General features: G+C 47.0%; 22 protein-coding genes. 11 read left to right on the forward strand and 11 right to left on the reverse strand.

All coding sequences use genetic code 11. From position 1 onward, the window contains the following. Nucleotides 1-363 precede the first annotated feature (363 nt). On the reverse strand, nt 364-1,365 hold the full coding sequence (locus tag BLS03_RS03240) for a hypothetical protein (protein ID WP_093269623.1): 1,002 nt from the start codon (nt 1,363-1,365) through the stop codon (nt 364-366). A gap of 390 nt (nt 1,366-1,755) precedes the next feature. Here BLS03_RS03240 and BLS03_RS03245 point away from each other — a divergent pair, with 390 nt between their 5' ends. The 4 genes from BLS03_RS03245 (at nt 1,756) to BLS03_RS03260 (ending at nt 6,078) form a co-directional block, all read left to right on the forward strand. Then, nucleotides 1,756-2,055, forward strand: a complete 300-nt coding sequence (locus BLS03_RS03245; RefSeq protein WP_245696560.1) for a hypothetical protein — start codon at nt 1,756-1,758, stop codon at nt 2,053-2,055. 204 nt (nt 2,056-2,259) lie between these two features. Further along, nucleotides 2,260-3,957: an RluA family pseudouridine synthase gene (locus BLS03_RS03250; RefSeq protein ID WP_093269626.1), complete on the forward strand. Its 1,698-nt coding sequence runs from the start codon at nt 2,260-2,262 to the stop codon at nt 3,955-3,957. 88 nt (nt 3,958-4,045) lie between these two features. Beyond that, nucleotides 4,046-5,449: a sensor histidine kinase gene (locus BLS03_RS03255; protein WP_093269629.1), complete on the forward strand. Its 1,404-nt coding sequence runs from the start codon at nt 4,046-4,048 to the stop codon at nt 5,447-5,449. After that, nucleotides 5,446-6,078, forward strand: coding sequence for a response regulator (locus BLS03_RS03260; protein WP_093269631.1), 633 nt, complete (start codon nt 5,446-5,448; stop codon nt 6,076-6,078). The genes BLS03_RS03255 and BLS03_RS03260 overlap by 4 nt, the downstream gene beginning before the upstream one ends. A 225-nt stretch (nt 6,079-6,303) precedes the next feature. Here BLS03_RS03260 and BLS03_RS03265 read toward each other — a convergent pair whose 3' ends face one another. Genes BLS03_RS03265 through BLS03_RS03305 form a run of 9 tightly spaced genes read right to left on the reverse strand, consistent with a single transcriptional unit; the run spans nt 6,304 to nt 13,131 of the window. Then, the gene (locus tag BLS03_RS03265; RefSeq protein WP_093269634.1) at nt 6,304-6,744 is read right to left on the reverse strand and encodes a F0F1 ATP synthase subunit epsilon; all 441 of its coding nucleotides are present in this window, start codon (nt 6,742-6,744) and stop codon (nt 6,304-6,306) included. Nucleotides 6,745-6,759: 15 nt separating this feature from the next. Then, nucleotides 6,760-8,142: a F0F1 ATP synthase subunit beta gene (gene atpD / locus BLS03_RS03270; protein WP_093269637.1), complete on the reverse strand. Its 1,383-nt coding sequence runs from the start codon at nt 8,140-8,142 to the stop codon at nt 6,760-6,762. A gap of 23 nt (nt 8,143-8,165) precedes the next feature. Then, the gene (gene atpG, locus BLS03_RS03275) at nt 8,166-9,026 is read right to left on the reverse strand and encodes a F0F1 ATP synthase subunit gamma (protein WP_093269641.1); all 861 of its coding nucleotides are present in this window, start codon (nt 9,024-9,026) and stop codon (nt 8,166-8,168) included. 32 nt (nt 9,027-9,058) lie between these two features. Continuing rightward, nucleotides 9,059-10,597 (reverse strand): F0F1 ATP synthase subunit alpha, encoded by a 1,539-nt coding sequence (gene atpA / locus BLS03_RS03280; protein ID WP_093269643.1) that lies wholly within the window; start codon nt 10,595-10,597, stop codon nt 9,059-9,061. Nucleotides 10,598-10,609: 12 nt separating this feature from the next. Next, nucleotides 10,610-11,152, reverse strand: coding sequence for a F0F1 ATP synthase subunit delta (locus tag BLS03_RS03285; RefSeq protein ID WP_093269645.1), 543 nt, complete (start codon nt 11,150-11,152; stop codon nt 10,610-10,612). An 11-nt stretch (nt 11,153-11,163) separates the two neighbouring features. Beyond that, nucleotides 11,164-11,634, reverse strand: coding sequence for a F0F1 ATP synthase subunit B (locus BLS03_RS03290; RefSeq protein ID WP_093269647.1), 471 nt, complete (start codon nt 11,632-11,634; stop codon nt 11,164-11,166). Nucleotides 11,635-11,677: 43 nt separating this feature from the next. After that, nucleotides 11,678-11,914 (reverse strand): F0F1 ATP synthase subunit C, encoded by a 237-nt coding sequence (gene atpE, locus BLS03_RS03295; RefSeq protein WP_004727739.1) that lies wholly within the window; start codon nt 11,912-11,914, stop codon nt 11,678-11,680. 47 nt (nt 11,915-11,961) lie between these two features. Next, nucleotides 11,962-12,732, reverse strand: a complete 771-nt coding sequence (gene atpB / locus BLS03_RS03300) for a F0F1 ATP synthase subunit A (protein WP_093269650.1) — start codon at nt 12,730-12,732, stop codon at nt 11,962-11,964. Then, on the reverse strand, nt 12,733-13,131 hold the full coding sequence (locus BLS03_RS03305) for a hypothetical protein (RefSeq protein ID WP_093269653.1): 399 nt from the start codon (nt 13,129-13,131) through the stop codon (nt 12,733-12,735). A 1,234-nt stretch (nt 13,132-14,365) separates the two neighbouring features. On the opposite strand from BLS03_RS03305, the gene cyoA reads away from it, so the two are divergent. From cyoA to cyoE, 5 genes are read left to right on the forward strand one after another with little or no spacing between them, the layout of a single operon-like run. Next, nucleotides 14,366-15,265 (forward strand): ubiquinol oxidase subunit II, encoded by a 900-nt coding sequence (gene cyoA, locus BLS03_RS03310; protein WP_093269656.1) that lies wholly within the window; start codon nt 14,366-14,368, stop codon nt 15,263-15,265. A 4-nt stretch (nt 15,266-15,269) separates the two neighbouring features. Beyond that, entirely contained in the window at nt 15,270-17,306 is a 2,037-nt protein-coding gene (gene cyoB / locus BLS03_RS03315) for a cytochrome o ubiquinol oxidase subunit I (RefSeq protein ID WP_093269658.1), read from the forward strand. Continuing rightward, nucleotides 17,296-17,889: a cytochrome o ubiquinol oxidase subunit III gene (gene cyoC, locus BLS03_RS03320; protein ID WP_093269661.1), complete on the forward strand. Its 594-nt coding sequence runs from the start codon at nt 17,296-17,298 to the stop codon at nt 17,887-17,889. Before cyoB ends, cyoC begins: the two co-directional genes overlap by 11 nt. Then, the gene (cyoD, locus tag BLS03_RS03325) at nt 17,889-18,209 is read left to right on the forward strand and encodes a cytochrome o ubiquinol oxidase subunit IV (RefSeq protein ID WP_093269663.1); all 321 of its coding nucleotides are present in this window, start codon (nt 17,889-17,891) and stop codon (nt 18,207-18,209) included. The genes cyoC and cyoD overlap by 1 nt, the downstream gene beginning before the upstream one ends. A 7-nt stretch (nt 18,210-18,216) precedes the next feature. Then, on the forward strand, nt 18,217-19,083 hold the full coding sequence (cyoE, locus tag BLS03_RS03330; RefSeq protein WP_093269666.1) for a heme o synthase: 867 nt from the start codon (nt 18,217-18,219) through the stop codon (nt 19,081-19,083). Nucleotides 19,084-19,154: 71 nt separating this feature from the next. Here the strand turns inward: cyoE and BLS03_RS03335 are convergent, their stop codons facing one another. Then, on the reverse strand, nt 19,155-19,766 hold the full coding sequence (locus tag BLS03_RS03335; RefSeq protein ID WP_093269668.1) for an HAD family hydrolase: 612 nt from the start codon (nt 19,764-19,766) through the stop codon (nt 19,155-19,157). Nucleotides 19,767-20,027: 261 nt separating this feature from the next. On the opposite strand from BLS03_RS03335, the gene BLS03_RS03340 reads away from it, so the two are divergent. Then, nucleotides 20,028-20,615 carry a TetR/AcrR family transcriptional regulator gene (locus BLS03_RS03340; RefSeq protein ID WP_093269671.1) on the forward strand — a complete coding sequence of 196 codons (588 nt, stop codon included), beginning with the start codon at nt 20,028-20,030 and terminating at the stop codon, nt 20,613-20,615. 98 nt (nt 20,616-20,713) lie between these two features. Further along, nucleotides 20,714-21,739, forward strand: a complete 1,026-nt coding sequence (locus BLS03_RS03345; RefSeq protein ID WP_093269673.1) for an NADP-dependent oxidoreductase — start codon at nt 20,714-20,716, stop codon at nt 21,737-21,739. Nucleotides 21,740-21,746: the final 7 nt, after the last annotated feature.

Consider the following 21,746-nt stretch of genomic DNA (forward strand, 5'->3'; position numbering starts at 1 on the left):
CGCTCAGTTCGTGGTGGACCAAAATTATCGTCGGCATTTTGCTGTTTGGCTTTATCGGCCTGCAACGTTTGCTCTTGGTGATGGGCGAGCGGCGCAAACAAGTCGCCAGCGCCAGTATGATGAAATCCGTACCAGGTTGATAACCCTTGGCTCAAAGCAATCAAAACTTAAGATCAACAAAGGCTTCCCGCGGGAAGCCTTTTTACTCACTTTAAAAGCATCAGCGATATATACCCAAAGTACTTGGAGTTGCAGGTAGGCGGCAAGTGAGTGAGGCCCCATGAGCATAGATAACTATGTGATTGGGGTGAACAAACGTAGCCAACACCGCTGCAGCTTCAAGTAAGACGGGTATAACTTGGATTAACTCCAAGCATCGCTCACTTCATTAGTCAGCAGCGTATAGCTTTCATCGCCGTAAGTGACCGTCACCGCAGCAAACTCGCTGCTATCAAGGTCATGCTCGCTAAGGTAATTGCTTTGCGCTTGGCTTAAATCGGCCACTTCGATGCTGGTGTAGTCATCGCTAAATTGCGCGCTGACATCATCGAGAATGAAACCGAGCTCGCTTGCATTTTCAGCCAGAAGATCGCTATCAACGCTCAGTGACACGCCAGAGTTCGAGGTGCAGGTGACAAGTTCGAAATCGCTAAAGCTTAAATCGTCGGTATCGGTGCTGAGTGTCAGCGTGTCAAAACCCTCACCGCCTTCAACCAGGCGCTTTGCGCCAGCGAGTTCAGCATCGGTTAATGCGTAGTAGAAGGTATCATCGCCACTGCCCAAGTTAACGTCGAATTCGGTCCAACGTGAAGTGCTGGCAGCTAAGCGATTTGGATTGATAAAGGCATCAAAAGAAATGTGATCGTCGCCTTCGCCAGTTGCAACACTGAAGGTGTTACTCCAGCCTTCACCGTTGCTGTATGGGGTAATTTCGATATGCACATCATTGGTCACACCCGTAACATCAATCGCGCCGCGTTTGGCCTCATAAACGCTGATATCAAGCACTTCATAATCAGGTAGCCATTCGATCATATCGCTGCTATCAATATGTACGTCGACAAAGCCGCTGATATTGATTTGGCTAAATTCACCATCGTTTTGCAATTGACCATCGGTTACCGACACCTCTTTCAAACCAGTTTGATTCCACTCAGCATTATTGGTGACATCCAGTGCAAAGGTCAGATCAACATTTTGGATTGACGCGTAAATATTCTCTCCTTCATAAACAAAGTTATCGTGAAGAAAATAAGCAATGCTGTCGAACTGCCAGTCAAGCAGGCCGATGCTCTCGCCATTCGTCTCGCTAAGATTCGCCGCTGAACCTGTGCCATCGGTATTCGTCTCACCAAAAACAACCATCTTTGTGTCCTTTATTGCCATACATAAAAAGTCATTCATCCATCAACACCACGAATGAGAATATCTGTGACGATGATGAATGGCCTCAATATGCATCAGAACACCTTTCATGTGCAGGCAATCGACAAAGATTGGTACTTTTCTCCACCTTTAAACTAAATGACTAATGAATTTTTGAGCGCAAAAAATTGCTTATAAAAGCTTATATTTGCAGCAAAATTGATAAGCTGATCCAAGCTTTGAATGCATGAATATTCAGCGCTTATCTGCCGATTTATTGGTTTCAGAACCCATGTCACATCGCAAACAATACGTTGTTTAATCCTTGAGGATCTTTGCCGCATAGTAACAACCAAAGGACCAAATAATAACAATAGAAATTCATCAGTTATGGCAAAGAAAACACATCAGTTAGACCGAATTATTATTCAGTTGCTGCAGTTTCAAGGTTTAATCAGAAAGGAAGCTGAAGCGCAGATCCAATCCGAAGTCTATCAACTTAATCACGCAGAGATCACTCAGGTTAAGCAGCATGCGCTCCATTTCGGCGAAGGTGCTAAAGAGCGGCTGATAGAAAACTTGCTTGAAAAGCGCCGCGAAGCGTTTTTCTTTAAAGTGCAAAACCAGCTAAACAACCCGTTGTTTGCTCTTGATGCGCGCCAAGCACCTCAGCCAGCGATGGCGATGTGACAAGGCATTAAAACGCGCGATTACGGGACACTTTGGGCGGCGCGGAATCTTCTTCTCCCCCTTTCTTTGAAGGTTCCGCCCCCCATTTCATCGTGTTAAGTGATGGTGGTACAAAGACGCTGCGGACCAAATACGGCAAGCCAATAGCAATTCGGCGCGATTTATGTACAATCGCCGCCTAAGCTCACTTGACGTTATTTTGCTATGCCACACACAGACCCTTGCTTTATTTCCTTTCAAGCGGATATCAACGCGATTGATCTGCCCGAGCAGTTCACTTTCCCGTTTTATTATCAGCCACATCCATTGTGTGAATTGGCCGCCAAGCAGCTACAAGAACATCTCATCAGCCAAACGGATTGGCAGCATGATTTCGGTGTTGACGCTTTGCAAAGCGGTCAGCCCAATTCGGCGGCGATCGGCAAAATGTTTGGTGTTCTGGTGGTGAAGAATACGCAAGGCGAACTGGGTTATTTAGCGGCATTTTCTGGCAAAATTGCCGATCAAAATTTGCTGCCCGGATTTGTGCCCCCCGTCTTTGATATGTTGGCAAAAGACAGCTTTTTTCGCACTGAACTGAGCGAAATCACCGAAATTAACCACCAAGTGACCACTCTTAGCCAAAGCCAACGGTTTGTCGAACTCACAGAGCAGCTTGCCACTCTAAATGCAGATTATCAGCAAGCAGAAGCGACTCAGCGCGAACAGATGATTGCCGCGCGCGCTGCGCGCAAGCTGGAGCGCAGCCAAGCCGAGCAAACCCTTAGCGGCGAGGCGCTGAATGCAGCGCTAGATTCGCTCGCTAAAGCCAGTGTCGCCGATAAAAATACCCTCAAATATTTAAAACTTGAGTGGCAAGACAAAATCACCGCCGTAACTGAGCAACTTAGCGAACTGCAACGCCAATTAGAAACCCTGAAGGCAACACGTAAACAGCTTTCTCATGCGCTGCAGAAAAAGCTCTTTGATCAATACCAGTTTCTCAACGGACTGGGTCAAACCCGCGGCTTAAACGCTATTTTTGCCCAGACCGGTCTTAACGTGCCACCCGCTGGCGCTGGTGAATGCGCAGCGCCGAAAATGCTCCAGTACGCCTTTGCCCATCACTATACGCCAATCGCAATGGCGGAGTTTTGGTGGGGTGTGTCGCCCAAATCGGAAGTGCGCAAACATGGCCAGTTCTACCCTTCGTGTCACAGTAAATGCCACCCGATCCTCAGCCATATGCTTAACGGCTTGAATGTCGAAGCCAACCCGCTTGAAAAGCCTTGGGCTGAGAACATTGAAATGGCGCTGCTGTATCAAGATGATGCGATGGTGGTGGTCAACAAGCCATCCGGATTATTGTCGGTGCCGGGCAAGACCATCAGCGATTCAGCGTTCACGCGCTTGCAGCAGCAATTTTCAGACGTTGAAGGCCCGTTTGTTATCCATCGCCTTGATATGGCGACCTCTGGACTGCTGGTGTTTGCATTAACTCGCCGCGCCAATAAAAGTTTGCAAAAACAGTTCATCAGCCGCACGGTGAAAAAACGCTACGTTGCCCTGCTTGATGGCGAAGTCCCGTCGCCAAGCGGTGAAATCAACCTGCCAATGCGCGGCGACCCAGATGACAGACCGCGCCAACTGGTGTGTTTTGAACACGGCAAACCCGCGCGTACCGAGTGGCAAGAGATCGAAACCAAACACGGCCAAAGTAAGGTGTTTTTGTACCCACATACCGGGCGCACTCATCAACTACGCGTGCACTGCGCCCATCACCTTGGGCTGAATATGGCGATGGTTGGCGATGGCCTGTATGGCACCCGTGATAAGCGCTTGCATCTGCACGCAGAAACTCTTGAATTCGACCATCCTTACACCAAACAACACATGATTTTTCAACAGGATGCTGACTTCTAAATTCAGCCTTCATTTTTGGAAAATTACTGTGAGCGAATGGCAGTGAAATCTCATTGCTCGGTATTGTGCACTGGCATAGACTGAGCCGATGGACATGCTGATTATTTTTAAGTTTTATCTATTTCATGGCTTAGCACTTTTTGCTATCTCCTTTGCCATATTGTTTAGAAAACTGCAAATCAGTCGCATTGCCATCGCCAAGGTTTTACCGTTTTTAGCACTGTTCTGTTTGCTGCGTGGCTTTCACGAATGGTTTGAGCTCTACACTGTGATGTACGCTCAGCAAGCCGAGCCTCAGCGCTGGCTGGAAACCATTCATACCATTGAACTGTGCGCTTCGATGCTGGCACTGACGCTGTTTTGCTGGCATATGCTGCCGCTAACACGCTGGCGCTTAATGCGCCGTTTGCGACAAGGCGTTTTGGCGCTGACCGCGGTGTTTTTTATCGGCGCGGCCTATCACTACAATGCACTGGAGTATTTTGCGTACCTCAACCAAGTCACATTGCACATGCAGTGGATATTTGGTTTGGTGTGCGGAGTGCTAAGCGGTATTGCCATAATCCGTTACGGCGCCACCATCAGCCGTCAGGGATATAGCAAAGCACTGCCTTTTACTTTAATGGGGCTGGCGGTGGTGCTGTATAGCTTGAGTATTGGTGGCTTGAACACCGCTTGGGGCTCGTCAATTATCGCATTGCGCTGCGGTTTCGCTGTGGTGCTGGCGGTGGCGACTTGGTCTGTGCTGCGGGTGTTTGATGAAGAGCACTCACAACTGATTGAAGAAGCACTGGCGCTATCGCTGCAAAACCAAAAACTTCGAGAACTGGGCGAACTCACTTCTGCCATCGCCCATGAGATTAAAACTCCGCTCAGTAGCGCGTTGATGAGCTGCGATATTCTCAGCCATCACCTGCACCTTCAAGCGGATGAACAACAAAGACAGACCAGCGAACGCCAACTTGATCGCATTCGCCTTGGCCTGTCGCGTGCGGCTGAAATTAGCCAAGAAGTGCTCAATTACGCGCACCAGAGTAACCTTAAACGCGATACCGTGATTTTGTCTGATGTGATTAGATCCGCGTTATCGCTTAATCAATTTCGCTTAAGCGACTTTACCGTGGAGACCGATCTCGACGCAGAGCTTACTATCGATGGCGACGCTGGCCTTATCGAACAGGTGCTGACCAATATTATTGGCAATGCCATCGATGCCAGTACCAACACCAGCGATAAGCTTATTTCGATTCACTCTTTCCAAGCGAAAAAAAACGCGGTCATTCAAATCGCCGACTATGCCGGCGGTGTATCAAACGCGATTTTGGATAAGATGATGACGCCGTTTTTCACCACCAAAGCGGTCGGTGAAGGAACGGGAATGGGGCTAGCTATCTGCAAAAAAATTGTCCTGCAACATGGCGGTGAGATCGTAATCAACAATAATCCTCATGGTTTAACGGTTGAAGTCCAATTGCCGAGGAAACGGTCATGAATTTAAAACTTTTGCTTGCTGAAGACGATCAACAGCTGCGTGAAGCCTTAGTAGAAGCGCTAACCCTCGAATCGTTTGATGTGACCGCCTGTCACTGCGCCGAAGACGCGCTGGACGCCGCTGCCGAGCAAACCTATGATCTGGCCCTGTTTGATGTGGTGATGTCTGGTATTACTGGCATTGACGCCCTCACCTCGCTGCGCCGCTTACAACCTAATATCGGTATTATCATCACCACTGCCTTTGCCACCGTCGATTTGGCGGTCGATGCGATGAAAAAAGGCGCCGATGAGTTCCTCACTAAGCCATTCAACTTACCTTCGTTATCGATAACGCTGAAACGCGTTCACGCTGAACACGCACCAAAAGTAATCATGGATGATGAAGACCGCGATGTGATTTTCAGTTCGCTATCGAACCCGATTCGCCGCATGGTGGTGAAGCAGTTAAAAGTGCATCACAAGCTTAAATTCATGGATTTATGCCGTGTGGTAGGCATTCAAGATCACACCAAATTCAACTTTCACCTTAAACATCTGGTCAATAGCAAACTGGTTGAGAAAGAGGAAGGTCGAGTGTATTCACTCACCGAGCGCGGCTTGCAAGTCTACGCCAATATGCTGCAGTAACGCGATATTCTTCAGTCACGCTATGTGATTCAGTCACGCTAAGACGCGATTTCTACACCATCAATCAATGAAACCAAGCAAGTAAACGCTCACTTCGGTGGGCGTTTTTTATTGCGGCTTAACCGACATATCAACGCCAATACAACAAGTTAGCTCGCCAGATTGCAGACATAAAAAAACCACCCTAAGGTGGTTTTTAGCAGCCGTTTGAGTATCACAACTCGATTAACGACGGGTTTTCATGCTCAATTCAAACGCTTTAAGCTGGGCCAAAGCTTTGGACAACTCGAGCTGAGCCTGAGCAAAGCTAAGGTTGTCATCGTGGTGACGAATGTTCTCTTCTGCCGCTTTACGCGCCGCTTCCGCGCGAGAACTGTCGATGTCTTTACCATGCAAAGCGGTATCCGCCAGCACAGTCACCACATCAGCTTGAACTTCCACCAAGCCACCAGAAACATACAAAATCTCTTCTGGCTTTTGCAGGTCGCCCTGAATACGGGCGACCCCAGGTTTGAGTTTACTGATCAGCGGAGAGTGACCCGGACGAATGCCGAGTTCACCGTCTTGGCCTGCAACAGCAAGGGCATGAGCCGGGCCGGAATACAAATTTCCCTCTGCACTGACCACGTTCAATTGAAACGTATTTTGTGAAACCCCTATTGCCATGATGCCTCCCGCGCGTTACAGCGTTTTCGCTTTTTCAAGCACTTCGTTGATGGTACCGCAGTACAGGAATGCCTGCTCTGGGATGTCATCGTACTTACCTTCTAGCAGCTCTTTAAAGCCAGAGATGGTGTCTTTAAGTGGTACAAATACACCTGGTTGGCCAGTAAAGACTTCCGCTACGTGGTAAGGCTGAGTCAAGAAACGCTCCACTTTACGTGCGCGAGATACCAAACGCTTGTCGTCTTCAGACAGCTCGTCCATACCTAGGATGGCGATGATGTCTTTTAGCTCTTTGTAGCGTTGCAGTGTCATTTGCACTTGTTGGGCAACGTCGTAGTGCTCTTGACCAACAACCAAAGGATCAAGCTGGCGAGACGTTGAGTCAAGTGGGTCGATCGCTGGGTACAAACCTAGCGCTGCGATGTTACGAGACAATACAACCGTTGCATCCAAGTGGGCGAACGTAGTCGCTGGCGATGGGTCGGTCAAGTCATCCGCGGGTACGTATACCGCTTGGATAGAAGTGATCGAACCAGACTTGGTTGACGTGATACGCTCTTGCAGAACACCCATCTCTTCCGCCAGTGTTGGCTGGTAACCTACCGCTGATGGCATACGGCCAAGCAGTGCAGATACTTCGGTACCCGCAAGGGTGTAACGGTAGATGTTATCAACGAACAACAGTACGTCACGACCTTCGTCACGGAAACGTTCTGCGATAGTCAAACCGGTCAATGCAACGCGAAGACGGTTACCCGGTGGCTCGTTCATCTGACCGTAAACCATGGCTACTTTGTCCAGTACGCCCGCTTCTTTCATCTCGTAGTAGAAGTCGTTACCCTCACGAGTACGTTCCCCTACACCGGTAAATACAGATAGACCAGAGTGCGCTTTCGCGATGTTATTGATAAGCTCCATCATGTTAACGGTCTTACCTACACCCGCACCACCGAACAGACCGATTTTACCACCTTTCGCAAAAGGACAGATAAGGTCGATAACTTTTACGCCGGTTTCCAAAAGGTCAGTACTGTTTGCCTGATCTTCGTAGCTTGGCGCTTCACGGTGAATCTCGTAAGACATTTTTTCACCGATTGGGCCACATTCATCGATTGGCTCACCAAGCACGTTCATGATACGGCCAAGTGTTTCTTCGCCGACAGGAACGGTAATTGGGTGACCAGTTGACTCAACAGATAAGCCACGTCGTAGACCATCTGATGTACCCATTGCGATACAACGTACAACACCACCACCTAGCTGTTGTTGTACTTCTAGCATCAATGTTTGATCGCCAGCAGCGACTTGTAGCGCGTCGTAGACTTTCGGACCTTGATTTTGCTCGAACTCTACGTCGACCACCGCACCGATGACTTTGACGATTTTGCCAGTACTCATAATTAAAACCTCAAATTCTTTTCTTAAACCGCTTGAGCGCCTGAAACGATTTCACTCAGTTCTTGAGTGATGGCGGCCTGACGAGCTTTGTTGTAAACCAGCTGCAGATCTTCGATCAGTTGGCCAGCGTTATCGGTTGCGGCTTGCATGGACATCATGCGCGCTGCTTGCTCACAGGCGATACTCTCAACCACACCTTGGTACACCAAAGATTCCACGTAACGTTGAATCAAGTGATCAAGAATGTCGCGAGGCGCTTGTTCGTAGATGTAGTCCCATCGAGCGTCTTTATCGCGTTCGATATCTTCTTTCGGGAACGGCAACATCTGAATCACACGCGGTTGTTGCACCATGGTATTGACGAATTGGTTACACACTAGGTACAGACGGTCGATATTCCCTTCTGAGTAGTGCTCCATCATCGCATTCACGGTGCCGAGCAGATCTTCGACTCGCGGCTTATCGCCTAAACCAGACGTTTGCGCAATCACCTTGCCAAAAGAGCGGAAAAAGCCAATCGCTTTAGAGCCGATTAAGGTGGTATCCACCTCAACGCCTTTTTCCTGCCACTCTTGCATGTCAGCCATCACCTTTTTGAACAAGTTACTGTTCAAACCACCACATAAACCACGGTCAGAGGAGATGATGATGTAGGCCACACGCTTAATTTCGCGCTCTTGAAGCAACGGATGGCTATATTCCAACGTACCCGAAGATACGTGGCCAATTACCTTACGCATGTTGCGCGCGTAAGGTCTGGATGCCTCCATGTTGTCCTGCACTTTGCGCATTTTACTGGCGGCGACCATTTGCATTGCACTGGTGATCTTTTGCGTATTCGCTACGCTGGCGATCTTGGTGCGAATCTCTTTGGTATTTGCCATAACGGACTCCTACTAATGACGCGATGATTGCTCTACGAATGCACTGCGACGAATTTCTCTAGCAGACTTTGCAATTCGCGCTCAATCTCATCGTTGTAATCACCCGTTTGGTTGATCTTGTCGAGTAGCGGCTGAACGTTTTGACGCGCATAAGACAGCAGATCTTCTTCAAACTTAGCGATATCGCTGAGTTCTATATCACCAAGGAAACCTTTCTCAGCTGAGAAGATTGCCAGAGCTTGCTCTGCCACTGTCATTGGTGAGTACTGTTTCTGTTTCATCAGTTCAGTTACTTTTTCACCATGGTCTAACTGGCGACGAGTGGTTTCGTCAAGGTCAGACGAGAACTGGGCAAATGCCGCAAGTTCGCGGTACTGAGCCAGTGCGGTACGAATACCACCAGACAGTTTCTTGATGATCTTGGTTTGCGCAGCGCCGCCCACACGAGATACCGAGATACCTGGGTCAACCGCTGGACGTAAGCCTGAGTTAAATAGCTGAGTCTGCAAGAAGATTTGACCGTCGGTAATCGAGATTACGTTGGTTGGTACGAACGCTGATACGTCACCCGCTTGGGTTTCGATAATCGGCAACGCAGTTAAAGAACCGGTTTTGCCTTTCACTTCACCGTTAGTGAAGCGCTCTACGTAGTCTTCGTTAACGCGCGCAGCACGCTCTAGAAGGCGAGAGTGTAAGTAGAATACGTCGCCAGGGAAGGCTTCACGACCCGGTGGACGTTTCAACAATAGTGAAATTTGACGATACGCAACCGCTTGTTTAGACAAGTCATCGTACACGATTAGGGCATCTTCACCGCGGTCGCGGAAGTATTCACCCATGGTACAGCCTGCGTATGGTGCTAGATATTGTAGCGCTGCTGCTTCAGATGCTGACGCCACCACAACGATAGTGTTTTCAAGTGCGCCGTGCTCTTCTAGCTTGCGAACCACGTTAGCGATGGTTGACGCTTTTTGGCCGATAGCAACGTAAATCGCTTTTACGCCAAGAGATTTCTGGTTGATGATCGCATCGATCGCCATCGCGGTTTTACCGGTTTGACGGTCACCGATGATAAGCTCACGCTGACCACGGCCGATTGGCACCATAGAGTCAACGGCTTTATAACCGGTTTGGATTGGCGTATCTACCGATTTACGGTCGATTACACCCGGTGCGATAACTTCAACAGGATCCATTTGCACGTAATCAACTGCGCCTTTACCGTCGATAGGTTGACCAAGCGTGTTTACTACACGACCAAGCAAACCAGGACCAACAGGCACTTCAAGAATACGGCCGGTGCCTTTTACTTTCATGCCTTCAGACAAGTCAGCGTAAGGACCCATGACTACCGCACCCACAGAGTGGCGCTCTAAGTTAAGCGCTAGGGCATAACGGTTGTCTGGCAGTTCAAGCATCTCACCTTGCATCACGTCCGCTAGGCCGTGAATGGTAATGATACCGTCACTTACCGATACGATCGTACCTTCATTTTGAGCCTCAGTTTGAAGGTCAAAATTGACGATACGGTCTCTGATTAGTTCACTAATTTCATTAGAATTTAATTGCATTTCTATACCCCATTAAACATGCAGGTCAGTGGAGAGTCGGTCAATATTGGCTTGGATACTGCCGTCGTAAACGGTCTCTCCGGCCTTAATCACCACGCCACCTACAAGGGATGGATCCAGCTGCTGTTCCAGTGTGATCGATTTACCGTGTTTGCGTTTTAACGCCTCAGTAAGCCGCTCTAGCTGTTCCTGATCAAGAGGCTCGGAAGCCCACACTGTCACTGTCATCACTTGTTCGTAATCCGCTTTCATTTTGCGGAACTGATCGATTACGTCACTCAGCGCTTTTAAACGTTGATTTTCCGCCATCACTTTAAGGAAGTTCTCAAAGTACTTGTCGAGCCATTCGCCTGCGGCAGATAGGATCAAATCAAGTAGCGGTTGCTCAGAACCATTCTCATCGAGGTCATCAAGAACCATCGCCGCTTTAGGCTGTTCCAGTACCATTTCGATGATGGCAAACATACGTTGCCAATCGTCTAAGCAGTTGCTTTCCTTTGCGAAATCAAACGCCGCTTTGGCATAAGGCTGAGCTACTTCTGTCATCTCAGACATGCGCTGCCCCCTTAAATTTCACTGATGAATTGGTTCACCAGCTCGCGGTTTGAAGCACTGTCTAAGTTGTGACGAATCAGCTTGCTGGCACTTTCAATTACCAGGTCAGCCATCTCTTCTTTCAGCTCTTGACGAATGCGGTTGCGCTCATTGTCGACGTTCGCTTTACCTTCTTCGATGATGCGCGCTTTTTCTTGGTTAGCCAGCTCCACTGCGTCTGCAACCAGTTGGTCTTGACGCTGTTTACCTTGCTCGATTAAGGCTTGAGCCTTTTTGCGCGCGTCAGCAATGATTTGATCGCTGTTCGCTTGCGCAAGCGACAATTCTTTCGCCGCTTTTTCAGTATGTTCAAGGCCTTGCGCAATTTCAGCTCGGCGCTCGTCGAGAAGTTTTACGAGTGGTGGCCAGACGTATTTCATGCATAACCAGACAAAAATCACAAACGAGATTGCTTGGCCTAACATTGAAGCATTTATGTTCATAGCACCCTCACATCTATAACGTGTTGAAAATTAAGTATTCGAATTACGCTACAGCGAAGATGATGTACAAACCGATACCAACACCGATCATAGGTACCGCGTCCACAAGACCCATCATGATGAAGAACTGAGTACGCAACATTGGGGTTAAATCTGGTTGGCGAGCAACGCCTTCTAGGTATTTACCAGCAAGATTACCGATACCTGCTGCAGCACCTGCTGCGCCAAGACCGATCAGTAGTGCACCTGCTACGTATAGAACTGCGCTAACGATATCCATAACAACTCCTAAAAATACAAATTAATTCAAGTATTAAGATTAAAAAATTAATGATGTTCTTCGACTGCCATACCGAGGTAAACCACGGTCAATACCATAAAGATAAAGGCTTGAAGAATTACGATTAGAATATGGAACAATGCCCACGGCACACTGAGTGCCCACTGCATCCACCAAGGCATTAATGCAATCAGGATGAAGATCATTTCCCCTGCATACATATTTCCGAAAAGTCGTAGACCTAATGAAATTGGTTTAGAAATCAGTGTTACGAGTTCTAAAATAAAATTCACTGGGTACAAAAATGGAGTGTCAAAAGGCTGTGTCGTTAGCTCTTTGATAAAACCCATCAAACCTTTGGTTTTTAATGTATAACCGATAACTAAAATAAATACGCCCAATGCCATCGACATGGTGACATTTACGTCAGCTGACGGTAAATCGCGGAAGTGACTAATTCCCATTGCTTTTGTTAATGCCGGAACGAAGTCTATTGGTAACAAATCGATAGAGTTCATTAACAATACCCACACAAAAATGGTTAGTGCTAATGGGCCTATTAATTTGTCTTTTGATTGAAATATTTCTTTGACGAGGTCATCGACAAATTCAAATATCAGTTCAATCAAACACTGGAATCGACCGGGAACACCTTTTGTTCCTTTGCTCACCGCAAAACGGAACGCAAGAATAAAAATAATCCCGAACAACCACACCATAATCATGGAGTCGAGGTTGATTCCGAACCAGCCTTCGCCAACAGTGAGAAAGGTCAGATGGTGCTCGATGTATTCATGAGCAGTTTGAACGTTCGCCATTTAAGCCTTCCTTTCATCCTGGTCTTTAAACAACGGCGTCAAGAAATGACCTAGCATAGTCACACAAAACGCAATCAAGACCACAATGTTACGAAGAGCCATGAATCTAAACGTCAACACAAACATGATAATTGTATATATCAGTTTGATATTTCTACTTAAATTCATTAAGTCTCGCAGACTCTCCGAGGGTTTCATCTTCGACTTCATAGAAGCGAACATCATGCCGATCATCGAAGGAACAATCGCAATCACAACGCCAGTCAAAGCAGATTCAACCCCAATCGCACCGTTAGAGAAGAGTTCATAAACAACAAACGCTAGGCCTAAACCCAGTTGAGTGATCAGAATCCTCTTTCCTGCCAGCATGATTGAATCACTTGTGCTGTTAGCTTCCATAAAATCACCTTACAGTTTCAATTTCTAAATGGTGAATTGAGAAGTTAACTTCACTACTGAAATGTTCCGTCAGATGAAATTTCCCAAGATGAGAAGAAAAATTCACAGAAATATTTCAGCCATGATAATTAATTTTCACGACTTACCTTTAGAAGAGATAAAATAATTTTTATCCGAAAACGCTTTGAAATATACACCCATAAATAAACGATTCGGAATCGGAAAACTTGAAAATTATCATTCCATTTTTGATAGCGTTATTCATTTGTATTTTTTTAATGCCATCTATAAAGTGGACGTTAGTCTTTATCAGCATTTAGACTAAAAAGCTCAGTCACAGGGACGTGGACTCACCTTTCAAGGAATGAAAGTTATTGTCTTCACTTCATTATTTAATGCCATACTTATTAAATAAAAAGTTTGAACCCTATTATCACTTTTAGGCTATGGAATTTAATTTCCATGGCCTAATTGTCGTGTCTTAAATTAATTTAAATTTGGATAAATTTTCTTATTAAATAATTGTAAATAATTTCACAACTATATTTGTGTCATTTTTATTAGCTATATTTTGGTGCAATTGCCGATTTTATGAACGCACATCACAATTGAGATCCCCATCACTTTTTGTAGCCCTAACGAGCAAAAACGTGACACATGCGCCAAGTTCGCCGCTATTCCCTACTAAGTTCAAGGTTTTTGATCCAGTTAACATATTTCCCCAGTTCCAAAATCATCTTTGACAAAATTCATGCCAACTTATCCAATTATTTTTTCAACTTGGTAAAACCGTTAACTAGAATGGTATTCCCCACATGAATGTTAACGAGTGGTTAATTGGCAAAGCCAGAAGTAACACATCCGTAACGTGCCTATATGCCACTAGGGCTGCGGAGGTTTTGCGATAGTCATTCCAAATCAAATACAAGGAAACAGATCACCATACTATTAACCATTATTGAAATCTAAGTTTTCAATTTTAAGTGGTGAGGTTCGTTTACGATCTAAGCATAATTGCAGGATTGTAACATTGCATTCTCAGTTGTAACATTTTGACCATATAAAAAGCAGGGTTTTAACCAGATTTCATATGTGAGAAAGGGATTGCGATTGAAAGTGCGACATTACAATACGCTCAACACATACATATTCTAATGACGATAACGACCTTAGTTTAGACAGCGATGCCCACGCAGGGCTTCTGGACTAGGTCCATAAGACATCGAGAAAGTTAATGGAAGCCTCAAGATATAAAAGCATCTTGCCGCGGGCTGGTCTGGCGTTAGCCGTTCTTATGCTCTCGGGATGCGATTCTGCATTGCTTAATCCGAAAGGCGCTATTGGTGTTCAAGAAAAAGAACTGATTATCACATCACTACTGTTGATGCTCATTGTAGTTATCCCAGTAATTTTGATGACTATCTACTTCTCTTTTAAATACCGCGCGTCAAATACGGATCAAGAGTATGCGCCAGAATGGTCGCACTCAACTAAAATCGAAGTGATTGTTTGGACGATTCCAATCATCATCATCGCGATTTTGGGAACCATCACTTGGCACTCTACTCACGAGTTGGAACCCTCCAAGCCGTTAGTGAGTGATGTCGAACCCATGACGATCGAAGTGGTCTCTTTAGACTGGAAATGGTTATTCATTTATCCAGACCAAAAGATTGCAACGGTGAACTACGTGGCGTTCCCGAAAGATGTACCAGTTCAATTCAAACTGACATCTGACAACATCATGAACTCATTCTTTATCCCTCGTTTAGGTAGTCAGATTTACGCCATGCCTGGCATGGTGACGCGTCTACACTTGATTGCAAATCACGAAGGCGATTTCAAAGGCGTTGCAGCCAGCTACAGTGGTGAAGGTTTCTCTCACATGAAATTCACTGCCACCGCGCTGCCTGACCAAGCCAGCTTCGACAACTGGGTACAACAGGTGAAAGCCAGCCCAGATACCCTTGAAGACCTTGCTGCTTATAAATCATTGGCTAAGCCATCTATCGATGCGCCAGTGACGTATTACTCTAAAGTCGTTCCAGAACTGTTTACTAACGTAGTGACTCAGTATCCAGGTTCGATGAACGCAAGCTTTGACGCAGCATGCCTAGTCTCAGAGGAAGGATAATCCTATGTTCGGAAGATTAACTCTCGAATCGGTTCCATATCATGAGCCAATTATCATGGTCACTCTGACCGTGATCGCGCTAGTGGGTATTGCTGTAGTTGCAGCCATCACCAAAGCGGGCAAATGGCAATACTTATGGAATGAATGGTTTACTTCAGTAGACCACAAAAAATTAGGCTTCATGTACATCGCAGTTGCGATGGTCATGTTGCTCCGCGGTTTTGCCGATGCGGTCATGATGCGTAGCCAACAGCTGTTATCATCGGCTGGCGAAGCTGGCTACTTACCGCAACACCACTATGACCAAATCTTCACCGCCCACGGCGTGATCATGATTTTCTTTGTCGCGATGCCATTGGTTATCGGTCTGATGAACATCATCGTGCCACTGCAAATTGGTGCGCGTGACGTGGCATTCCCATACCTCAACAACTTGAGCTTCTGGCTATTCGTTGTTGGTGTGATCCTAACCAACATGTCGTTAGGCTTGGGTGAATTCGGTCGTACTGGTTGGCTTGCTTACCCACCACTATCAGGTATTGCTGCCAGTCCAGGGGTCGGGGTCGACTATTGGATATGGGCACTACAGATATCCGGTGTCGGTACTACGCTTACCGGTGTGAACTTCTTTGTCACCATCTTCCGTATGCGTACACCAAGCATGCCAATGATGAAGATGCCAGTGTTCACTTGGGCATCACTATGTGCCAACATTCTGATCATCATCTCGTTCCCAATCCTAACCGTGACCATCGCACTGTTAACGCTTGACCGTTATTTAGGTATGCACTTCTTTACCAATGACATGGGCGGCAACATGATGATGTATGTCAACCTGATTTGGGCATGGGGTCACCCTGAAGTGTACATTCTGATTCTGCCAATCTTTGGTGTGTTCTCAGAAGTTACCGCGACATACTCACGTAAGAAACTGTTTGGTTACACCTCACTGGTGTGGGCAACGATTGTTATCACAGTCCTAGCCTTCGTAGTATGGCTACACCACTTCTTTACCATGGGTTCTGGTGCCAACGTTAACGCCTTCTTTGGTATTGCCACCATGATCATCTCGATTCCGACCGGGGTTAAGATTTTCAACTGGCTATTTACCATGTACAAAGGCCGCATTCGTTTCACCACGCCAATGCTGTGGACGGTGGGTTTCCTTATCACCTTCAGTGTCGGCGGTATGACTGGCGTACTGATGGCGGTACCAGGTGCTGACTTCGTTCTACACAACTCAGTATTCCTGATCGCACACTTCCACAACGTTATCATCGGCGGTGTTGTATTCGGCTGTTTTGCGGCAATCACTTACTGGTTCCCGAAAGCAACAGGCTATACACTGAACGAAACTTGGGGTAAACGTGCATTTGTATGTTGGATCGTAGGCTTCCTAATGGCCTTCCTACCACTATACGCACTTGGCTTTATGGGTATGACTCGTCGTATCAGCCAAAACATCGACCCAGACTTCTTCCCACTGCTTGCTGTTGCAGCATCGGGTACTGTGGTTATCGCTCTAGGCGTATTGTGTCAGTTCATTCAGTTCTACGTGAGCTTCCGTGACCGTGCACAAAACCGTGACCTAACGGGTGACCCGTGGGATGGCCGTACTCTTGAGTGGGCAACCTCATCTCCACCACCGTTCTACAACTTCGCTAAGATTCCAAAAGGCGACGAACTTGATGCGTTCTGGTACCAAAAAGAGCGTGGCGAATTCAAACCAATGGAAGAAGAAGAATACGAACCAATTCACATGCCGAAAAATACCCCAACAGGTATGTATGTGTCAGCTTGGGCAACCGTATTTGGTTTTGCGATGATTTGGTACATCTGGTGGTTAGCAGCAATCAGCTTCATCGGTATCGTGGTGACATGTATTCGTCACAGCTACAACGATGACGTCGATTACTACGTAACTGTCGAAGAAATTAAAGCTATTGAAGCGGCACGTCGTGCTCAACTCGCGGAAGCGGCAAAAGCGTCTAGCAAAGACAACGACAGCGAAGACGATATGGAGGCGAACTATGCACGCTGATACTCACGCTCATGAACATCATCACGATGCAGGTGCCAACAAACTGTTCGGCTTCTGGATCTACCTGATGAGTGACTGTATTTTGTTTGCGACTCTGTTCGCGACCTATGCAGTACTTTCTGGCGCCAACGCTGGCGGCCCAATTGGTAAAGACATCTTCGAAATTCCATTCGTATTTGTTGAAACCATGCTGCTACTGTTCAGTAGTATCACGTTTGGCTTTGGCATGATTTCGATGAAGCGCCAAGATCTTGCTGGCATGAAACGCTGGATGATCGTGACCTTCCTATTAGGTCTGGGCTTTATCGGCATGGAAATTTACGAGTTCCATCATCTGATTGAAGAAGGCTTTGGTCCGCAGCGCAGCGCGTTCCTATCTGCATTCTTTACTCTAGTTGGTACTCACGGTCTGCACGTGACTTTCGGTCTTATTTGGCTTGCGGTTGCTTACCAGCAGCTAAGCAGCAAAGGCTTGACCGACACTGTGAAGACACGTTTCCAATGTCTAAGTTTGTTCTGGCACTTCCTTGATATCGTTTGGATCTGTGTCTTCACCATTGTTTACTTGCTAGGAGTGATGTAATGAGTAATCAACACGACACTGCAGACACTGGTAGCCGCGATTATGTGAAAGGCTTTGTCCTTTCACTTATCCTAACCATCATTCCGTTCTACTTTGCTTACACGCAAAGCTTGCCGGAGACCACAACCTACGCAATTCTGTTTGGTTGTGCGATTGTTCAGGTGATTGTGCACTTTACTTACTTCCTGCATATGGAAGTGAAGTCAGAGCAAGGCCAATGGAACATGATTTCCTTGGTATTTAGTGCCATCGTTGTCCTCATTTTGATTGCCGGTTCCCTGTGGATCATGTGGAACCTGCACTCAAACATGATGTTGTAGGTGCAAGATGCTGAAAAGCTACCTGTCTATTACGAAACCCGGCATCATCATCGGCAATCTGATTTCAGCAGCGGCGGGGTTCTTCCTCGCTGCTAAATCGGAAGCCGTAAGTTTTAGTTTGATGCTACCGACCCTTGCAGGCGTTGCGCTTGTGATTGCGTCGGGTTGTGTGGTCAATAATATTTTTGACCGCGATATCGATATCAAAATGGCGCGTACCGCTAAACGTGAAATGGTGATCGGTTCGATAAGCGTTGATCACGCGTTTATCTATGCGCTGGTGTTGTTGGTGCTTGGCACGGTGACGCTCTATCAATTGGTGAACCCGCTGGCGACGGTTGTCGTGCTGCTCGGTTACATCTTTTATGTGTTCTTCTACACCATGTGGTACAAGCGTACTTCGGTGTATGGCACTTTGATTGGCAGTATTTCCGGTGCAGTGCCCCCTCTTGTGGGCTATTTAGCGGTGACTAACTACATCAATATCGATGCCGTATTGCTGTTTGTGCTGTTCTGTTTGTGGCAGATGCCGCACTCATACGCAATCGCAATGTTCCGTATGCAGGATTACCGCGACGCAGGCATTCCTGTGCTGCCGGTAAAAGAAGGCATCAGCAAAGCACATCGTCACATGAAAGCGTATGTGGTGGCTTTTGCAGTAGTGGCTTTTGCCCTATTCGCACTTGGCCAAGCCAGTTACGCTTATCTTGCGGTGTCGTCACTGGTCAGTTTCTACTGGCTAAAAGTGACGTTCCGTTCAGTGGACGATAACAACTACGAAGCGTGGGCAAAATCCGTATTCAAAATATCTTTGGTTGCGGTGATGAGCATTAGCGGTGTACTCGGTTTTGAGCTACTCCCATTTGCTATCTAACTCAAATCAAACCGGCGCTAGCGCCGGTTTTTTATTATCCAAACCTTTTCCTAACATTGGCAAAATCGTCTTTAAGCTTTGACGCCCAAACCCTGTAACGCTTCGTACGCCTGCGCGGCATTTTCAAACACCACCCCTTGCATACCAACTCTCTTTGCACCAGCGACATTACTCGCCACATCATCTAAAAAGACACTTTGACTCGGGTCGAGATCATAACGCTCAAGCAATATCGAAAAAATCGCCTCACTCGGCTTCATGCAGCCCTCTTCAGCTGACACCACTGCGCCCTCAAACAGCGGCCAGAAATCGTATTGCTGCTTTAGAAAAGCCACAATTTCATGCAAATTGTCGGTCAGTGCAAACACCTGATAACCCGCAAGCTTGAGGCGTTTAACTAATTCGACTGAACCATAGAGCGGGCATTGGGTATGTTTTACGTAATAAAACACAGCGTCGGTTTGCGCGGCGCTAAAGCCTAACTCGGCTTGAAACTGCAACGCCGCTTGCGCTTCATTAATCTCACCACAATTGAGTTGACGCCAGGTTTCACCAAGGAAAATATCGCGGCTAAGACGGGGAATATCAGCGTTAGCCCCAAAAGTCAGTTTGATGATTTCCTGCGGTGACCAGCGCACTAACACGTTTCCAATATCAAACACCACATGACGGATCATAGCCATCACTCCTTTATTCTTGGTTAACCAACCTTAACGCGGTTTACGCTATCACAGCGCAATGGTTTGAACATTTGATGGCAGTTTCTTTACGCTAAGACATTCCACAGCGGCTAAAACGCTTTATTTTCGGTTATAAACCTTTATTTGCCGTTACCAACCTTCGCTACGGTTACAAAACCAGCATTCAAACACATTGTTTGTTTGCCTAACCAGCTGATGAATAAATCACTAGACGACTGGTCTAATCTTTTTTATAGTGGCGCCATGAATACAAAACTTCACGATACTCGGCAACACATTTTGGATGTTGGCTACCAATTGGTGGTCAGCAAAGGCTTTACCAGTGTGGGGCTCGCCCAGTTGCTCAACACCGCCCACGTTCCTAAGGGATCGTTTTACCACTACTTTAAATCCAAAGAGCAGTTTGGTGAGGCGTTGATCCAAGACTACTTTTGCAACTATCTGCAAAAACTTGACGAGCTATTTAACGACACTTCGCAAAGCGCCTATCAGCGTTTACTTACCTATTTTACTCGCTGGCAAGAGACGGAAAACGGCACCTGCAATGCTAATCGCTGCTTGGTGGTGAAACTCAGCGCCGAAGTGTCTGACCTGTCTGAATCCATGCGCCTAGCCCTTGCTGATGGTGCCCGTAAAATCACCACAGCGATGGCTCAAGTTATCGAACAAGGCATCAAAGACGGTTCAATCCAAGTTGAAAACAGTCACGACTGCGCCATAGATATCTACAATATGTGGATTGGCGCCAGCGTACTGCACAAACTTTATCAAGATGCACAAGGTTTAGAGCGCTGCCTTAACAGCACCAAAGCGCGCCTTGGCCAAAAATAATTAACACGCGGCAACGTCGCTTAACATTACGCTATTGTGATAGACAATGGCTTTTTTCATCCAAAAACTAGACGACTGGTCTAATGAAGGTAATCACAATGACAACACCAGATAACAATCGACGTATCGTATTGGCTTCTCGCCCAGTGGGCGCACCGACAGCCGACAACTTTCGCTTAGAATCTGTCGCCAAACCGACGATTGCCGATGGCGAAGTGCTGCTACACACCGAATATCTGTCACTCGACCCATACATGCGTGGTCGCATGAGCGATGCCAAATCCTACGCCGAGCCAGTCGCCATCGATGCCGTAATGGTGGGCGGCACCGTCAGCCGCGTTGTGGAATCCAAACACGCCGATTTCGCGGTTGGTGAGTGGGTACTCTCTTACGCGGGTTGGCAAGACTATGCGGTATCGAAAGGCGAAGGGTTACTTAAACTCGGCCAAAATCCACAAAACCCATCTCATGCTCTTGGCGTGTTAGGTATGCCTGGTTTTACCGCTTATATGGGGCTTTTGGATATCGGTCAGCCGCAAGCAGGCGAAACGGTTGTCGTCGCAGCCGCCACTGGCGCAGTAGGCTCTATGGTCGGACAAATCGCTAAAATTAAAGGCTGCAAAGTGGTCGGCATTGCGGGCGGCGCTGACAAATGTGAGTTTGCCAAACAAACGCTTGGCTTTGATGAATGTATCGATCACCGCGCGGCGGATTTCGCCGATCAATTGGCAAATGCCTGTGATAGCGGCATAGATGTCTACTTTGAAAACGTGGGCGGCAAAGTGTTTGACGCGGTATTGCCGCTCTTAAACAGCAAAGCACGTGTGCCGTTGTGCGGATTAATTTCACAATACAACAACACCTCCCTACCTGACGGGCCAGATCGAATGGCAATGTTGATGGGACAATTGCTGATTAAGCGCATCAAAATGCAAGGCTTTATTATCTTTGACGATTACGGTCACCGCTATAACGAGTTTGCCCAAGATATGTCACAATGGGTTGCACAAGGAAAGATTCATTACCGCGAGCACGTCGTCGAAGGGCTAGAAAATGCACCGCAAGCCTTTATCGGGCTGCTAGAAGGGCAAAACTTCGGCAAGTTAGTGGTTAAAACTCAATAAGGAATTC

The organism is Vibrio xiamenensis (assembly GCF_900100015.1).
GTDB classification, from domain to species: Bacteria; Pseudomonadota; Gammaproteobacteria; order Enterobacterales; family Vibrionaceae; genus Vibrio; species Vibrio xiamenensis.

Coding starts and splice junctions, on each gene's coding strand:
- BLS03_RS03240 (WP_093269623.1), bottom strand. CDS start 1,365: ATGGTTGTTTTTGGTGAGACGAATACCGATGGCACAGGTTCAGCGGCG.
- BLS03_RS03245 (WP_245696560.1), top strand. CDS start 1,756: ATGGCAAAGAAAACACATCAGTTAGACCGAATTATTATTCAGTTGCTG.
- BLS03_RS03250 (WP_093269626.1), top strand. CDS start 2,260: ATGCCACACACAGACCCTTGCTTTATTTCCTTTCAAGCGGATATCAAC.
- BLS03_RS03255 (WP_093269629.1), top strand. CDS start 4,046: ATGGACATGCTGATTATTTTTAAGTTTTATCTATTTCATGGCTTAGCA.
- BLS03_RS03260 (WP_093269631.1), top strand. CDS start 5,446: ATGAATTTAAAACTTTTGCTTGCTGAAGACGATCAACAGCTGCGTGAA.
- BLS03_RS03265 (WP_093269634.1), bottom strand. CDS start 6,744: ATGGCAATAGGGGTTTCACAAAATACGTTTCAATTGAACGTGGTCAGT.
- atpD (WP_093269637.1), bottom strand. CDS start 8,142: ATGAGTACTGGCAAAATCGTCAAAGTCATCGGTGCGGTGGTCGACGTA.
- atpG (WP_093269641.1), bottom strand. CDS start 9,026: ATGGCAAATACCAAAGAGATTCGCACCAAGATCGCCAGCGTAGCGAAT.
- atpA (WP_093269643.1), bottom strand. CDS start 10,597: ATGCAATTAAATTCTAATGAAATTAGTGAACTAATCAGAGACCGTATC.
- BLS03_RS03285 (WP_093269645.1), bottom strand. CDS start 11,152: ATGTCTGAGATGACAGAAGTAGCTCAGCCTTATGCCAAAGCGGCGTTT.
- BLS03_RS03290 (WP_093269647.1), bottom strand. CDS start 11,634: ATGAACATAAATGCTTCAATGTTAGGCCAAGCAATCTCGTTTGTGATT.
- atpE (WP_004727739.1), bottom strand. CDS start 11,914: ATGGATATCGTTAGCGCAGTTCTATACGTAGCAGGTGCACTACTGATC.
- atpB (WP_093269650.1), bottom strand. CDS start 12,732: ATGGCGAACGTTCAAACTGCTCATGAATACATCGAGCACCATCTGACC.
- BLS03_RS03305 (WP_093269653.1), bottom strand. CDS start 13,131: ATGGAAGCTAACAGCACAAGTGATTCAATCATGCTGGCAGGAAAGAGG.
- cyoA (WP_093269656.1), top strand. CDS start 14,366: ATGGAAGCCTCAAGATATAAAAGCATCTTGCCGCGGGCTGGTCTGGCG.
- cyoB (WP_093269658.1), top strand. CDS start 15,270: ATGTTCGGAAGATTAACTCTCGAATCGGTTCCATATCATGAGCCAATT.
- cyoC (WP_093269661.1), top strand. CDS start 17,296: ATGCACGCTGATACTCACGCTCATGAACATCATCACGATGCAGGTGCC.
- cyoD (WP_093269663.1), top strand. CDS start 17,889: ATGAGTAATCAACACGACACTGCAGACACTGGTAGCCGCGATTATGTG.
- cyoE (WP_093269666.1), top strand. CDS start 18,217: ATGCTGAAAAGCTACCTGTCTATTACGAAACCCGGCATCATCATCGGC.
- BLS03_RS03335 (WP_093269668.1), bottom strand. CDS start 19,766: ATGGCTATGATCCGTCATGTGGTGTTTGATATTGGAAACGTGTTAGTG.
- BLS03_RS03340 (WP_093269671.1), top strand. CDS start 20,028: ATGAATACAAAACTTCACGATACTCGGCAACACATTTTGGATGTTGGC.
- BLS03_RS03345 (WP_093269673.1), top strand. CDS start 20,714: ATGACAACACCAGATAACAATCGACGTATCGTATTGGCTTCTCGCCCA.